General features: G+C 37.9%; 18 protein-coding genes. 15 read left to right on the forward strand and 3 right to left on the reverse strand.

Going from position 1 to position 14,901, the window contains the following annotated elements; genetic code table 11:
- The first annotated feature begins 5 nt into the window (after positions 1-5).
- From ACWATA_RS10260 to ACWATA_RS10270, 3 genes are all read left to right on the forward strand, one after another.
- Positions 6-1,289, forward strand: a complete 1,284-nt coding sequence (locus ACWATA_RS10260; protein WP_430079039.1) for an ABC transporter substrate-binding protein — start codon at positions 6-8, stop codon at positions 1,287-1,289.
- A gap of 219 nt (positions 1,290-1,508) precedes the next feature.
- The gene (locus ACWATA_RS10265; protein WP_473049810.1) at positions 1,509-2,912 is read left to right on the forward strand and encodes a suppressor of fused domain protein; all 1,404 of its coding nucleotides are present in this window, start codon (positions 1,509-1,511) and stop codon (positions 2,910-2,912) included.
- A 133-nt stretch (positions 2,913-3,045) separates the two neighbouring features.
- On the forward strand, positions 3,046-3,246 hold the full coding sequence (locus tag ACWATA_RS10270) for a hypothetical protein (protein ID WP_176343894.1): 201 nt from the start codon (positions 3,046-3,048) through the stop codon (positions 3,244-3,246).
- A 63-nt stretch (positions 3,247-3,309) separates the two neighbouring features.
- Here ACWATA_RS10270 and ACWATA_RS10275 read toward each other — a convergent pair whose 3' ends face one another.
- Positions 3,310-3,633, reverse strand: coding sequence for a YnfA family protein (locus tag ACWATA_RS10275; RefSeq protein ID WP_014459650.1), 324 nt, complete (start codon positions 3,631-3,633; stop codon positions 3,310-3,312).
- Between the two features lie 312 nt (positions 3,634-3,945).
- On the opposite strand from ACWATA_RS10275, the gene ACWATA_RS10280 reads away from it, so the two are divergent.
- Positions 3,946-4,932: an MBL fold metallo-hydrolase gene (locus tag ACWATA_RS10280; protein ID WP_367031960.1), complete on the forward strand. Its 987-nt coding sequence runs from the start codon at positions 3,946-3,948 to the stop codon at positions 4,930-4,932.
- Positions 4,933-4,974: 42 nt separating this feature from the next.
- Here the strand turns inward: ACWATA_RS10280 and htpX are convergent, their stop codons facing one another.
- Positions 4,975-5,847, reverse strand: a complete 873-nt coding sequence (htpX, locus tag ACWATA_RS10285; protein ID WP_014459652.1) for a protease HtpX — start codon at positions 5,845-5,847, stop codon at positions 4,975-4,977.
- Between the two features lie 251 nt (positions 5,848-6,098).
- Here htpX and ACWATA_RS10290 point away from each other — a divergent pair, with 251 nt between their 5' ends.
- Positions 6,099-6,437: a PadR family transcriptional regulator gene (locus ACWATA_RS10290; protein WP_028412951.1), complete on the forward strand. Its 339-nt coding sequence runs from the start codon at positions 6,099-6,101 to the stop codon at positions 6,435-6,437.
- Positions 6,427-7,104, forward strand: coding sequence for a DUF1129 family protein (locus tag ACWATA_RS10295; RefSeq protein WP_049165142.1), 678 nt, complete (start codon positions 6,427-6,429; stop codon positions 7,102-7,104). Before ACWATA_RS10290 ends, ACWATA_RS10295 begins: the two co-directional genes overlap by 11 nt.
- A gap of 180 nt (positions 7,105-7,284) precedes the next feature.
- Here ACWATA_RS10295 and plsY read toward each other — a convergent pair whose 3' ends face one another.
- On the reverse strand, positions 7,285-7,872 hold the full coding sequence (gene plsY / locus ACWATA_RS10300; protein ID WP_028412953.1) for a glycerol-3-phosphate 1-O-acyltransferase PlsY: 588 nt from the start codon (positions 7,870-7,872) through the stop codon (positions 7,285-7,287).
- Positions 7,873-8,337: 465 nt separating this feature from the next.
- Here plsY and ACWATA_RS10305 point away from each other — a divergent pair, with 465 nt between their 5' ends.
- From ACWATA_RS10305 to ACWATA_RS10345, 9 genes are all read left to right on the forward strand, one after another.
- Positions 8,338-8,526 carry a hypothetical protein gene (locus ACWATA_RS10305; protein WP_016764545.1) on the forward strand — a complete coding sequence of 63 codons (189 nt, stop codon included), beginning with the start codon at positions 8,338-8,340 and terminating at the stop codon, positions 8,524-8,526.
- A 306-nt stretch (positions 8,527-8,832) separates the two neighbouring features.
- Positions 8,833-9,144, forward strand: a complete 312-nt coding sequence (locus tag ACWATA_RS10310) for a hypothetical protein (protein ID WP_028412954.1) — start codon at positions 8,833-8,835, stop codon at positions 9,142-9,144.
- 364 nt (positions 9,145-9,508) lie between these two features.
- The gene (locus ACWATA_RS10315; RefSeq protein ID WP_028412955.1) at positions 9,509-9,835 is read left to right on the forward strand and encodes a nucleoside triphosphate pyrophosphohydrolase; all 327 of its coding nucleotides are present in this window, start codon (positions 9,509-9,511) and stop codon (positions 9,833-9,835) included.
- 38 nt (positions 9,836-9,873) lie between these two features.
- Positions 9,874-10,848, forward strand: a complete 975-nt coding sequence (locus ACWATA_RS10320) for an HNH endonuclease (protein WP_028412956.1) — start codon at positions 9,874-9,876, stop codon at positions 10,846-10,848.
- A gap of 138 nt (positions 10,849-10,986) precedes the next feature.
- Positions 10,987-11,931, forward strand: a complete 945-nt coding sequence (deoR, locus tag ACWATA_RS10325; protein ID WP_026106623.1) for a DNA-binding transcriptional repressor DeoR — start codon at positions 10,987-10,989, stop codon at positions 11,929-11,931.
- Positions 11,932-11,936: 5 nt separating this feature from the next.
- Entirely contained in the window at positions 11,937-12,260 is a 324-nt protein-coding gene (locus ACWATA_RS10330; protein WP_165635313.1) for a hypothetical protein, read from the forward strand.
- Positions 12,261-12,442: 182 nt separating this feature from the next.
- Positions 12,443-13,744: a pyrimidine-nucleoside phosphorylase gene (locus ACWATA_RS10335; protein ID WP_013057477.1), complete on the forward strand. Its 1,302-nt coding sequence runs from the start codon at positions 12,443-12,445 to the stop codon at positions 13,742-13,744.
- A gap of 21 nt (positions 13,745-13,765) precedes the next feature.
- Positions 13,766-14,440, forward strand: a complete 675-nt coding sequence (gene deoC / locus ACWATA_RS10340) for a deoxyribose-phosphate aldolase (protein WP_014459662.1) — start codon at positions 13,766-13,768, stop codon at positions 14,438-14,440.
- Positions 14,441-14,499: 59 nt separating this feature from the next.
- Complete coding sequence (locus ACWATA_RS10345; protein ID WP_013057475.1) at positions 14,500-14,898, forward strand: cytidine deaminase; 399 nt, start codon at positions 14,500-14,502, stop codon at positions 14,896-14,898.
- Positions 14,899-14,901 lie beyond the last annotated feature (3 nt).

Raw genomic sequence — 14,901 nt, forward strand, 5'->3', positions numbered from 1 at the left:
AGAAAATGGCATTCAAAATGAAAAAATGGCCTTTAGCAGTAGGTGTTTTATCGGCTACGCTTTTATTTTCAACCGCATGTTCAAACGAAAGCGCATCTGGTAATAAAAAAAGCGGCGGAGATCAAGTAGTAGTAGACGTATTTCAAGGAAAAGTAGAAATTGCAGATCAGCTAAAAGCTCTAACTGATCAATATACAAAAGAACATCCAAACGTGAAGTTCAATATCCAAACGGTTGGTGGAGGAGCTGACGGTGCAGCAGCCTTAAAAGCGCAGTTTGCGTCGGGCAATGCACCCGACCTTTTCACAAACGGCGGATATCAAGAGGCGAAAACGTGGAAAAATAAATTAGAAGATTTATCAGATCAGCCTTGGGTTGATGACGCATATGAAAACACACTTACACCAATGACGATGGACGGTAAAGTATATGGACAGCCAATCAGTCTTGAAGGCTATGGATTTACATATAACAAAAAACTGTTCAAAAAAGCAGGCATCAAAGAACTTCCAAAAACGTATTCAGAATTAGAAGCAGCGGCTAAAAAGCTAAAAGCAGCCGGCATTACGCCATTTTCTATCGGCTACGGAGAGTGGTGGGTGCTTGGAAACCACGGCTTAAACATTCCATTTGCCAGTCAAAAAGATCCGGATGCATTTATTAAAGGATTAAATGACGGCAGTACGAAAATCGCAGGAAACGAGCAGTTCAAACAGTATGTAAAGCTGCTTGATTTAACAGTGAAATATGGAAACAAAAATCCGTTAACGACGGACTACAACACGCAAGTAACGAAATTTGCGACCGGTGAAGCAGCGATGATTCAGCAAGGAAACTGGATTCAGCCAATGCTTGATAAAATTACGCCGAACATGGATGTAGGTATTCTACCTATGCCGTTAAGCGATGATGCAGCTGTATCTGACAAGCTTGCAATTGACGTTCCAAGCAACTGGGTTATTCACAAACAAGCACCAGCGGCAGATAAAAAAGCAGCCAAAGACTTCTTAAACTGGATGGTTACATCTAAAGAAGGTCAAAAAGCGCTAGTAGAAGACTTCAAGTACATTCCAGCCTTTAAGTCAATCGAAGCAAAAGACATCGGACCTTTAGGTGACGAGCTTCTTAAATATTCTAAAGAGCAAAAAACGATTCCTTGGGAATGGACAAAGTTCCCTGAAGGCGTAACGCAAAAATTTGGAGCAGATGTACAAGAATACATCGGTGGCCAAACGTCTGAAGATGAGCTGTTAAAATCATTAGATAAAAGATGGGCTGAGTTGAAGTAATGGAAAAGACAACCTTTGGGTTGTCTTTTTTTGTGGAATCAAAAATGTAATATTTTTGTATCTTTATCCTTTTTATAGAAATTAATTGTGTATAAAAGGTTAGATATTCCTATTTAGATAGGTTAGCTGAAACTTTATAATGGATAATATAGGGAAAAATTTGATTAAATACAAAAAGTTTGATGGTTTTCTAATTACAGTGATAAAAGAGGGAATTTAATGGGTAAAGTGTATGAAGCAAGTTCGCTGCTTGCTTATGCAAAAGAGCGTGTAAGTACATATAAAAAGCTTAATGAAGAACTAGGTGATCTGATGAAAATATGGCAAATGTATTGCACCGACGAAGCTGTTCAACTGACAGCAAAGAATAAACAAAAGAATGACGATTTTTTTGATAGGGGACTTATGGGAGAGTCTCTTCAGCACAGCTGGGAATCTATTGCGATGGAAACTTTTCAAGAAGGAGAGTATAAGGACTATATAACATATAAAGGGCGTTCGAATCCCCCTATTTTCTCACAAAAGGCTACTCAGCATTTAGGCAGTTATTTAACAGACAGTGCTGAAATACTACAGGTAGTTCATAATGATGATAATTATTATGCAATTAATATTACAAATATTTTAGAATGTATTGATTATGAAAATTCGATACCTAATAAGTTTGGTGGTTTTGAACAAATAGCATTTATAGAAAACGAATTGAAAAAGAGTCATATTTTCCGTACAAAATCAACCAAGCATCGTTTCGGAGATTTTCCAATAATCTCTCAAGAAATTTATGTATCAGATGACGTACGCGATTATATCCTTCAAAGTGATTTAACCGGTTTTACTTTCTATGAAGTATGGTCATCACAAGAAGAAGAAGCATCAGTTGAAGAGTTAAATCCATTTGTTCGGGAATCGCTCGATGAGGATGTGGAAGCTCACTTACAAGCATATTATGGGCCGATTATCCGCCGTGTCGAAGCAGAATCAGCTGAGGTGACAGAGGCAGGTTTTTATGAAATGGCTCCTACAGAATCAGTGCCGTTTTATACGGTCGCAACACATGGTTATAGTACGCTTCGCCTGCCGACACCCCCTGGATTAGACAGCGCGTACGTTGAACTGGTGATGCATGCAGATCAAGATCCGTTTGAAGATAAAAGGTACAGCTGGATTCCACAAGTCATGCATCAAGTAGGAAGCTTTGCAGTAAACCATATGAATTGGATTGGTCAGTGGATGGTATTTCCAAATCAAGAGCTGGATCGCTACGTGGATACCTATGAACGAACGTTAACAGGTGAAAAAGTGAAGCTGCCATTACAGGTTCAACCGTATTCACCAGAAAGCGGCTTTTGTGGTGTTATGGTCGTGCCGCCTCTGCCGCAGTGCCAAGAGGCATTTATGATGCCGTATCTTGAAAACGGAAAAGAAACCCACGGAGAGTGGCCAGTCTATTTCCATACGCTTCTCCCTTTGTACGAAGAAGAAATGGAGTACTATTTCCAGCATGGACAAGAAGCGTTGCTAGAAAAGATGATGGAAAATGGCATCGAACACTTATTTAACTTACATAGACCTAATACGTTTAAGGAAAAAAGAAAAGGCTTTTTCGGCAGATTTAATAAGTGATAAATAAAAAGAGGCTGGGACAAAAGTATGTTAGACGAAGTGAAAAACGAACCATTTATCAACCATGTTGATGAGTGGTTCGTTTTTTTGTTAGGGTAAACGTAGGTTTCACCTGTTTAGATTCTTCTAGCCGTTGATTGGAGGGCAAGACGAAGACTCCTGCGGGAAAAGCGGAACAGCTGAGACCCCGCAGGAGCGTAAGCGACGAGGAGGCTCAGCGTCCGCCCGCGGAAAGCGAAGTCTTGCACGGAAATCAACGGCGGTGTCTCAAGCGGTTCAGCTCATGTCTCTCATTTGTTCGTCTTTAGATTGGATTCAACTCGTTATGTCCTAGCCTCTTTTTATTTTGCTTCTTCTTACAAAAAGGGAAAAAGCGCGCTCTTTCCTGTGTGATTACTTAACTTCTTGGCCAAAGCATAACCGCTACGCCAATCAGACACACAAGTCCGCCAATCCAATCGTATGTATCGGGCATTTTTTTATCAACCCACCATGCCCAAAACAGGCTTAAAACAATAAAAATACCGCCGTAAGCTGCATATACACGTCCAAAGTCGGGGAACGACTGCCACGTAGCAATGACGCCGTACAGCACCAAAGCAATACCGCCCAGAAGTCCTAACCAGCTTGATGCTCCTTCGCGCAGCCACTGCCAAATCAAATAGCCTCCGCCAATTTCAGCAAGACCTGCTAAGATAAAAAGAAAAATCGCTTTAATCATCACCTATACTCCTTATATCATCATTTCGTCTCTTTATTCTATCTTACTTTTTTCGTTTGATGGACCATTTGTTCGTTTTAAATAAGTGTACTGGAAAGCATTCCTTTATCAATTTGTCTTCAAACCTGCTAAACTATTAGTAGTATGAATTCATTATAAAACGTTTGTAAGAGTACAAAGAGTCATCCAATTATTGATGCTCAGCGCACTTTTACAAAAGGTAGAAGTTAGTAGTAAAGGGACTATTTAAAAGAATAAAACGTTTAACAGTATAAAGCAGTAAAAAGAATGCAGATATAGGGGTTTGGTAAAATGAGTTTAGATCATAAAGTGATACGCATTGAACTGCCTACGCCATTTCCAATTGGACCAGTGAATGTGTTTTTATTAAAAGCAGACAAGTTAACGTTAATTGATGCAGGTATGAAAACCAAAGAAGCGTGGAGCGTTTTTGAAGAGGCGCTTCGTAAAGAAGGATATAAAGTCACAGATATTGAACAAGTGATTCTTACTCATCAGCATCCGGATCACACTGGATTTTTAGAATGGCTGCCGAGTGATATACCGGTTTATGGTCATAAGCTTGTGGAGCCTTGGATTTATCAAGATGAAGAGTTTGTTCAGCAGCATAATGAGCTATATCGTAATTTCCTTATGGAGTTTGGAGTCAGTGATGATGTAATGGAAGAATGGCTTCGTAAAGCAACGGCTGCAATTCAAGTATATTCACCTAAAGGGCAGAAGCTAACGGGTTATTTAAAAGAAGGAGATACACTTCCGTATGCGAGTGAGTGGGAAGTAATTGAAGCGCCGGGACATTCGTTAAGTCAGCTGATGTTTTACAATCGCAAAGAAAAAGTTGCGTTTGGCGGAGATCATATTTTGCCAAAAGTACCGTCAAACCCGTATTTAGAGCCAACCATTCAAAATCCCAAGCCAACGCCGCTACTGGACTACTTAGCGTCTCTAGAAAAAACGTTGAACTATGACATTGATTTGATTTACAGCGGTCATGGTGAACCGCTTAGTGACATTCATTCTTTAATTATGGAACGTATTCAAAAGCAGCATAAATGGGCGCTGCGCGTGTTACAAGCGATGGGGGAAGGAAAGAAAACAACGCTTGAAGTCAGCGCTGCATTTTTCCCGGATATGTATCAAAAAGCACCTGACTTTATTTTCTCAGAAGTGTACGGCCAGCTTACGTATCTAGAAAAAGAAGGCTACGTGGAATTAACAAAAAATAAAGACGGCGTCTTGCTGTGGGAAGCTGCACGTGTGCTTGCTCCTCAGTCATAACATAAAAAAACCAGCTTCTTTAAAGAAGCTGGTTTTGTCTGCTTACAGTGAATGCAAGCGCTCAATGCGTTTTTCAAGCGGTGGATGAGTAGAAAATAAGCGTGAGAATTTTTCTTTACCGCTAATTTTAAAAGCGGCAATTGATTTTTGACGGTCATCTACTAATGAAGTAGTATGACGAAGCGATTCTAACGCATAAATCATTTTTTCCTTGCCGCCGAGTTTAGCTGCAAGCTCATCGGCTTTGAATTCACGTCTTCTTGAATGCCAGAAAATAATTGGGCTGCTTAAAATACTAAAGAGAATCTCAAATACAATCGATGTAAGGAAATAAACAACCATCGCAAACTCTTCTCGCACAAAGTTTGACACCGCTTTGGCTACTAAACGAGAGAAGAAAATAACGAATGTATTTAATACTCCTTGCAGTAGCGTAGTTGTGACCATATCACCGCTTTTAATATGCGCTATTTCGTGAGCGATAACGCCGCTGATCGCATCGCGGTCCATTCGTTCAAGCATTCCGCTTGAAACGGCAACAAGCGAGCGTCTTTTACTTGGCCCCGTTGCAAACGCGTTAACTTCGGCTGAGTGATAAATTCCGACCTGAGGCATTTTTCTTAATCCTGCCACAGATGCAAGTCGGTGCGTTTCTTCTAAAACAAATCGTTCGTATTCACCTTGAGGGGAACGTTCATCAATAACTTGAACACCCATCATCCACTTTGCCATTAAGCGTGACATCATAAGAGAAATAATCGCGCCGCTGAAGCCGGCAATGACGCTAAATGCCAGCAGGCCGCCGTAACCGCCGCTTCCCATATAGCTTTGAACACCTAATAAAGATGTAATCGTTGTGATTGTAATTAATACTAGAATATTAACGAAAATAAACAGTGAAATTCGTTTTAGCACAAGTCTTCCTCCTTTAACTAATACGTGCATGATAGGTATACGGTTAGTAGAGAGGAAAGGTTTCATTTATTTATTCAAATTTACTAAAAAGATTACTATGTTAAGTGGTTTAATAAAAAAAGTAAATAAATGGTTGAAACTTTACCATAAATAGGTTATTATGAATGATATAAAGCTATCTTGTCTTGCAAGGTAGCTTTACTTTAAAAATGTATCTTGTATAACAAGATAGTGAAAAGGAAGAAATCGATATGTCTTTGAGAAGTCAATTGTTAAAAGGAATTTTAGAAGGGTGTATCTTATCAATCATTCAAAAAGAAACGGTTTATGGCTATGAGCTATCCCAGAAGCTTCAACAATATGGATTAAATGATGTGAGTGAAGGTTCGATTTACCCAATTTTACTACGTCTTCAAAAGGAGGGATTAATAAAGGGAGAAATGAAAGAATCGCCTTCGGGTCCTAAACGAAAGTACTATCATCTTACGGCATCTGGTGAGAGCGCATTATGTGAAATCCAAGAGGAATGGATCAACATTCAAAACCCTGTAAATAAATTGTTGAATAGGAGTTTTTACGATGAACGCTAAGGAATTAATTAAATTAAATAATAAGAAGCGAAAAGAGCTGACCAAGGAAAATGAAGAGTACTATGATAATATGCTTGTTTACATTCGAACGAGTGTGTCAGTTTCTGAACAGCAGGCTGAAGAGTTATTGATGGAGCTTTTAGATCACCTTATTGACGCACAAGCGGAAGGGAAGCGTGCTGAAGAGGTGTTTGGAGAGAACCTTAAGACGTACTGTGATGAAATGATTAAACAGTTACCTAAAGAACCCTTAAAAAGCACTGCTTTTTTTATAAGCTTTTTATTGTTACAGCTAGCAAGCTTGATGGCTATAGTAAGCGGGATAGGAAATATCGTTGTACATTATGTTAAGGATAGCAGCCAGACTGTTTATATGGGAACAGCAATCGTCACTTTTGTTATTGTTGCAGCTATTATTTCTCTTGATGTTTTTCTGCTTTTGAAATGGATACAAAAATCTGTTTACAAAATTACGAATAAGATTAAGGACTTTTTTCTACTCTTTGTCTTAATTTTTATTTCTCTTGCAGGGATGGTTTTTTTACCAAAGCTTATTCCACCTTTTGGGTATGTAATAGAATTTGGAGGCTTCTTATATTTAGCTGCTGGTGCCGTAACACTCATCGTTTTAAGGTGGTTAAATAGTAAATATCAAATTACAAAATGAGATATAGGAAGCAGTAAAGTGTATTGTTTACTCTATAATCAAGAGCATTTTTAAAGAAATTTCATAATTTACGTCTATCTTGGGACAAGGCGTACTAAAATAATAAAAAAAGGTGTTCAACTCATGAACACCTTTTTGGTAAACATATTTAAAGATTACTAGTCAATAACTTCATGACGTTTAAAAATTAACCTTAGGCTCTGTACCCAATTTAATTCGTTTGAAGTTTTTAATATGCTTCCATGTAATGAAAACAAAAATAACGGCTGCAAATACGATTAGTACAACATCACCTACATAAATTGATGCTAAAAAGGCAACCAATGCGCCAATAGGTGAAGATAAGGATACGTATTTAGAAATTTTGAGAGAAATTAAAAAAGCAAGAATCCCTAGAATGAAAGCTAATGGTGAAAATGCAAGGAATACACCAGCGGCAGTCGCTACAGATTTTCCTCCTTTAAACTTTGCAAAAATCGGATAGCTATGTCCAAGAATAGCAATAAATCCAGGGACAAGCATATGCAAGTGACTATTCATCATAAGCGGTAAACAGACGGCTAGCGAGCCTTTTGCTATATCGCCGATCAATACTATAATACCTGCTTTCTTTCCTAAAGTGCGAAAGGTATTAGTAGCTCCTAAGTTACCGCTTCCGTGCTTACGAACATCGGTTTTGTAAAAGCCCTTTCCAATCACTAAAGCAAAAGGAATTGACCCAATTAAATAAGCTAATAAGATAATTATAGCGTTTGTTAGTACGTTCATTATTGGCACCTCAAATTGTGTTGTTAGTATTCATTAAAATATAAATGCGGTAAAAGCAGTCTTTTGTGTGGCTAAAGGCCTCTAGTTTTTTCGGTGGAGTTTTTGTAAATTCGATTGGATTTCTAGTGAACAACCCAATAATTTTTGATATGTTAAGATATTTTTGAACTTTTAAGCCTTGATACGTATTAGTATAGATTGAGATGTCTATTATGAATATGTAAAAAGAAGAAAAGAGAAGAAACGAAAAGGCAAAAACAAAAAAACTTGTAATACAATTTTAAAAATATACCATAAATATTTAAAGGTTAAAAGATATTTTGGGTATATTGTAGTGGAAAAAAGCGTTTTGATCATTTTTTATGAAAAACAAGACAAAAAAATTAACAAATCCAAAAAAATATAATAAAATGTAAAACAGTGTTTCGAAATATTAACTTCTTAAAATTGAAAGGGGTTCTGCACTTGTTGTGGACAGATATCAAAGAACGAGAAGTAGTTATGTACAAAAACTGCCAGGCGAAAATTTTAGAAAAAAAAGGGCCGAATAAAATAGTCGTTCGAAATCTAGAATTCCCGGAAAAAGGCGATTGGATATCAGCCGAACTTGATTTTGAGGCTGTTGAAAAATTTGAGAAGAGTCGAGAACACTAATACAAAAAACATTTTATAATACTTCTATTTATCATATAAGAAAAAGCCGAGCTTACATTTTGAGTTCGGCTTCTTTGTTGATGTTTACTTCATTCTCTCGACGAAGAGCTCCTCGTTATTACATGTAAAACAAAGCCTTTTCCTCTCATTCATTTTCCACTACTACACTAGTCCCGTATAAAAACGTATCTTTATATGGGACTATCGATTTATTTTTAGTACACGTATTTTTACCACTTTTTTCATATACAACCGTTCAGAAACAAAACTTCTGTGCATACATTGAAGACAAAGGGGGAGGATACATTGGGAAAAACAAGTCGTATATTGAAATGGGTCAGCGGAGGATTAGAGGCTCTTTGGGGGATTCCAATTCTAGGCGGGACCTTGGTTATTGGCCTAGCCTACACGCCGCTTATTTTAATGCTCGCATTGCATATTGTAGGTTTAGTATTTGCGATTAAAACAAACAAAGTTCGGACAGGGCATATCATGGGAATTGTCTGTTCTGCTATTGCGTGGATTCCAATTGTCGGCATGATCATGCACATCTTAACGGCTATTTTCTTACTTATAGAAGCAGCCAAAGATAATGAACCATCTGAAGACGCAGCATAAAAGAAGAGCCGCCTGATTTTAGGTGGTTTTTTTATATTTCCAAATAAAGACTGGTAGGCTCTTTTGCTTTGAAAAATCCTTTTTATGTTAGAATATTAGAAGTATTTTCTAAAAAAGGGAGTAAACACAATAGATAAAGAAAATCAAAAGAAGAACAGATTTCTTGCCGTAGGAGTTATATTAGCCGCTCTTGTAAGTTTTATATTTCTACTATGGAGTATAGGCTGGGTAATTCCAAATGCAATGAGTGCCAGCGGCTATAAAGGTAAAGAAACGTTTATTGATTTAAATGTGTTTAACGGAAACAAAGCAGAATTTGAAAGATACTAGTTTACTAGAAAGGTAAGAGATGGAGGAAAAAATAATGCCTACTTATAACAAGCTAGTGCGAGATAAAATTCCAACAATGATTGAGCAAAGTGGAAACACCTTCAAATCACGCGTGCTGCAGCGAGAGGAGTATCAAAATGAGCTGAAGGAAAAGGCAAAAGAAGAGCTTCAAGAATACATAGAAGCCCAAACCCATCAAGATGCTATTGAAGAACTCGCAGATTTACTGGAAGTGATGCACGCGTTAGCAACTGTGCACGGAGCCACGCCAGAACAGCTTGAGAAAGTGCGTGAGGAGAAGGCCAAGGAGCGCGGGAAGTTTGATGATCGGATTTATTTAGTGGAAACAGAAGAAGCGTAGTTTGGTGGTGCAATAGTGGAAGGAGCGAGCGGTGGCAGGTGAGTTTTAATTTAAAAGTAGGAGAAATAAAAAAAACTTATTTAACAGAACAAGAAATTTGGAAGATCATTAATCAATTTTTCGCTAATGGTCACTTTACCACAACATATAAATATGGATTGATGAAAGCTTTAATTGAAAACCTATATAATGTTGACAATCGGTTAGTCCTCACTTTTGATCAAGTGTATTTTTCATTTGCTAAAATATATTGGAACTTGGTTATTCACCATGATTTAAATCAATTAAATACGTCCAACAGACAAGCTGGAATTCAAAAAGAGTTAAAGGAATTTCAGTTAATGCATGGTGTCCCCAATAAAGTAGTATTTGATCATTTACCAAGTAATCTTCAATTGCAATTAGTAGAAAGAACTAAAAAAGTGGGGGCAAGGTATGTAGTAGGGGCGTTATATGGAGATATGGAAGGTTCTGTTTATGAGTTTGATAAAAGAACAGAATACATAAAGTTTAATAGCAGTATATATATTTTTTTACAAAAATATAGACAAATTGTTACTCATTTAACCAATTATCATTTGGCGAAATTTTTAGAAAAGCACAATGACAAAAATAAGTTGGAAGATGTCTTGTTGAAAGTGGAAAATATATCAAAACGCGAATCGCTGCATGCATTCTATAACATCCTTTGGAAATATGAAACAAAAGAATGTTTTTATTGTGGGAAAGTTCTTTCTGATAAACGCATCGCTACTCATGTAGATCATTTTATTCCATGGAGTTATATCCAATCAGATAATATGTGGAATTTGGTGCTAAGCTGTCAAAGCTGCAACACAAAAAAGAGCAATAAACTTGCTAAGAGCTTATATCTTGAGAAGATGTTTGTTCGTAATGAGAATCTTAAATTAACAGCAGTTCACAATGATTTTAACTATTATTCGGAGCGTAAGTTAGAAGCTCTTTATGAGTATGCTGGAATGAATGGATACGTAGAAAACTGGTCTCCTTAAACCCGAGTATTTCTCTTTTCATCTCAGTTACAAAATCCCCTCTTGAAATTTTGTTCACCAAACAAGTAAACTAAAGACATAAGTTTGGTAAAATTGGGATAAGAAATTCATGAGGTAAGGGAGAACAAGTCGATGGAGATGGATCAAGAGAAATTTAATAAAGTGATTGAAGCGGCAAGGATGTATTATATTCTTGATTATAATCAAAGTGAAATTGCAAAAAAGCTTGGTGTATCAAGGCCTACGGTTTCTCGATTGCTGCAGACAGCAAAAGAAGAAGGCATTGTTCAAATTAAAATTGTGGATTCATCTATCAATAGTGAAAAATTGTCTTCTCAGCTTGAACAAAAATTCAATCTAAAAAAAGCAATCGTCACACCGGTGCCTCAATATGAAAATCACATTATTAAAAGTCATCTAGGCGTGGCAGCAGCTGACTATCTCTATGACATCGTAAAAGATGGAGATATTATTGGGGTGACGTGGGGAACAACTCTTTATCAAGTGGCCATCGATTTAAAACAAAAGTATGTGAATGACGTGCAGGTTGTGCAGTTAAAAGGCGGAGTAAGCCATTCGGAAACGAGCACATATGCTTCTGAAATTATGTACTTATTTGGAAAGGCATACAATACGCCTCCTATGCATCTTCCTCTGCCTGTGATTGTCGATCACGTGGTAGTCAAAAAAGCAATGGAAACGGATCGTCATATTAAGCGCATTTTAGATTTAGGCAAGCAAGCCAACATTGCCGTGTTTACTACGGGACCCATTAAAACGGATTCGCTGCTTTTTCAGCTTGGCTATTTTTCCGAGCAAGATGTAGAGATGATTTCTTCGCGAGCCGTAGGAGACATTTGTTCACGCTTTTTTGATAAAGATGGACAAATTTGCAATGAAAGCCTGGATGAACGGACGCTAGGACTTGATTTGGAGGAACTTAAGAAGAAAGAGTACGCCATTTTAGTAGCTGGCGGGGATCAGAAAATCGACAGCATTTACGGAGCGCTGCAAGGGAAATTTGCAAATGTACTCGTTACTGATCAGTTCACGGCGCGCTTTTTATTAGATAAACAAGAGTAAAGGAGATGAAGACGCTGTTTTTTCAAGAGCAAAAGCTTCATCGAATTGAAATAGTAGAAGATATTGTATCTTATTCTGTGTCGTCTCTGCAGGCACAGCGAAACCGGTATCCTTTTCAAACAGACGTTTCAAAAGATGGAATGATTGCCAAGGGAACGACGGGCTACATCATTAAACGGTGGGGAAGAATGTACTTTTCTCCTGATGCTAATCAAAAAGGAATTGAACGATTTACGCCGCCTGATCAGCCATATGTATTAATTCCTTATAAAAAGGTAAAGAATAAGTACCAAATCATGTTGTCATTTGTGATAAAAGCTGAAAAATAAGGGAAGACTTCCGAGTGCGGAAGTCTTTTTTTATTCACTAAGACAGCGGCTATAAATATTTTTGAACAAATGTAAATATATCTGTTTACAATTGTTCAAAGCTATTATATAGTAAGGGTGTAAGTTGTTGAAAACGTTTTAGTGGATGCACAATATGCAGATACTTTTAGGGGGAAAACGTCATGAGAATGGTTGACTTAATTGAAAAAAAACGTAATGGACATGAATTAAATAAAGCAGAAATCGATTTTATTATCGAAGGTTATACAAAAGGGGATTTACCTGATTATCAGCTATCGGCATTTGCGATGGCGATTTACTTTCAAGGAATGACGCAGGAAGAACGCGTAAATTTAACGCAAGCAATGGTTGAATCAGGCGATCAAATTGACTTATCAAAAATTGAAGGTATTAAAGTAGACAAACACAGCACAGGCGGCGTAGGTGATACAACAACACTTGTATTAGGACCTTTAGTAGCTGCGGTTGATGTACCGGTTGCCAAAATGTCTGGCCGCGGCTTAGGACACACTGGCGGTACGATTGATAAACTAGAAGCAGTGCCTGGCTTCCATGTTGAAATTACAAACGAAGAATTCATTCGTTTAGTAAATACAAATAAAATTGCCGTTATCGGCCAAAGCGGAGACTTAACGCCAGCGGATAAAAAACTTTATGCGCTTCGTGATGTAACAGCAACGGTTGATTCGATTCCGTTAATTGCAAGCTCAATTATGAGTAAGAAAATTGCCGCTGGAGCAGATGCCATTTGCTTGGACGTGAAAACGGGGAACGGCGCATTCATGAAGAAGCTTGAAGACGCTGAAGAATTAGCAAAAGCAATGGTTGAAATCGGAAAGGGCGTAGGCCGAAACACAAAAGCAATCATTTCAGATATGAGCCAGCCTCTAGGTTTTGCGGTTGGTAATGCGCTTGAAGTGAAAGAAGCAATCGACACGTTAAAAGGCGAAGGCCCTGAAGATTTAACGGAGCTTTGCTTAACATTAGGAAGTCATATGGTTGTACTTGCTGAAAAAGCAAGCAGCTTAGACGAAGCGCGTGCAATGCTTCAAGAAGTAATTAAAAACGGAAAAGCATTAGAATCATTTAAAACATTCTTAAGCGCACAAGGCGGAGACGCTTCTGTGGCAGACGATCCGTCTAAATTACCGGATGCAGCGCACAAAATTGAAGTACCAGCAAAAGAAGATGGCTACATTTCAGAAATCGTTGCAGAAAAAATCGGCGTAGCGGCAATGAAGCTAGGTGCAGGACGTGCAACAAAAGAATCTGAAATCGACTTAGCAGTTGGTATTATGCTTAATAAAAAAGTTGGAGATTCAGTGAAAAAAGGCGACTCTCTTGTTACAATCCACAGCAACAGCGAAGATGTACAGGAAGTAATGGATATCGTTTATGATTCTTACAGCACGGTCGCTGAAAAAGTGGAAGCTCCAACGTTAATTTATAAAGAAATTCATTAAGAAAGAGAGAGGAAGAATAAAATGAGTCAAAACATTACGGGTATTATTGATCATACATTATTAAAAGCAGATGCAACAGAAGAGCAAGTTACGGTTTTAGCACAAGAAGCAAAAGAATATTCATTCGCTTCAGTTTGCGTAAATCCAACGTGGGTAAAAAAAGCAGCTGAGTTATTAAAAGATGCTCCAGAAGTAAAAGTGTGTACGGTAATCGGTTTCCCTCTTGGAGCTACGACTTCAGCAGTAAAAGCATTCGAAACTACAAATGCAATCGAAAACGGTGCAGATGAAGTAGATATGGTAATCAACATCGGCGCGTTAAAAGATAAAAACTATGACTTAGTGCAAAGCGACATTCAAGCAGTAGTGGATGCTGCAAAAGGAAAAGCGCTAGTAAAAGTAATTATTGAAACAGCTCTTTTAACTGACGAAGAAAAAGCAAAAGTTTCTGAGCTAGCTGTAAAAGCTGGAGCTGATTTTGTTAAAACGTCAACAGGCTTCTCTACAGGAGGCGCAACGGTAGAAGACGTAGCGCTTATGAGAAAAACGGTTGGACCAGATGTAGGTGTAAAAGCTTCTGGCGGCGTTCGCGGCTTAGAAGATGCAAAAGCAATGATTGAAGCTGGTGCAACACGTATTGGTGCAAGCTCTGGCGTATCAATTGCAAAAGGTCAATTAAGCAACTCTGATTATTAATAAATGACAGCAGGTTAGTACTAACTAACCTGCTGTAAACTAAGCAAAGGATGATGACTGTGGAGCCAAAACAATTAATAGATGAAGCAATCGCAGCAAGCAAACAAGCACATGTACCGTATTCTCACTTCCATGTTGGTGCAGCTCTTTTAACAACCGATGGGAAGATTTATCGTGGATGTAATATTGAAAACGCTTCCTATGGATTGACGAACTGTGCTGAGCGAACGGCTATTTTTAAAGCTGTTTCAGAAGGGGACAAGCAGTTTTCAGCTATTGCAGTTGTAGGAGATACGGACGGCCCAATTTCTCCTTGCGGCGCATGCAGACAAGTATTAGCTGAGTTCTGTGATGATCACACACAAATTATCTTAGCAAACCTAAAAGGAGATTTTGTGATTACAAACATTAACGAAATCTTACCAGGCTATTTTTCATCAAAAGACTTACAAAAATAAGTA

Source organism: Priestia sp. USM5 (genome assembly GCF_058323215.1).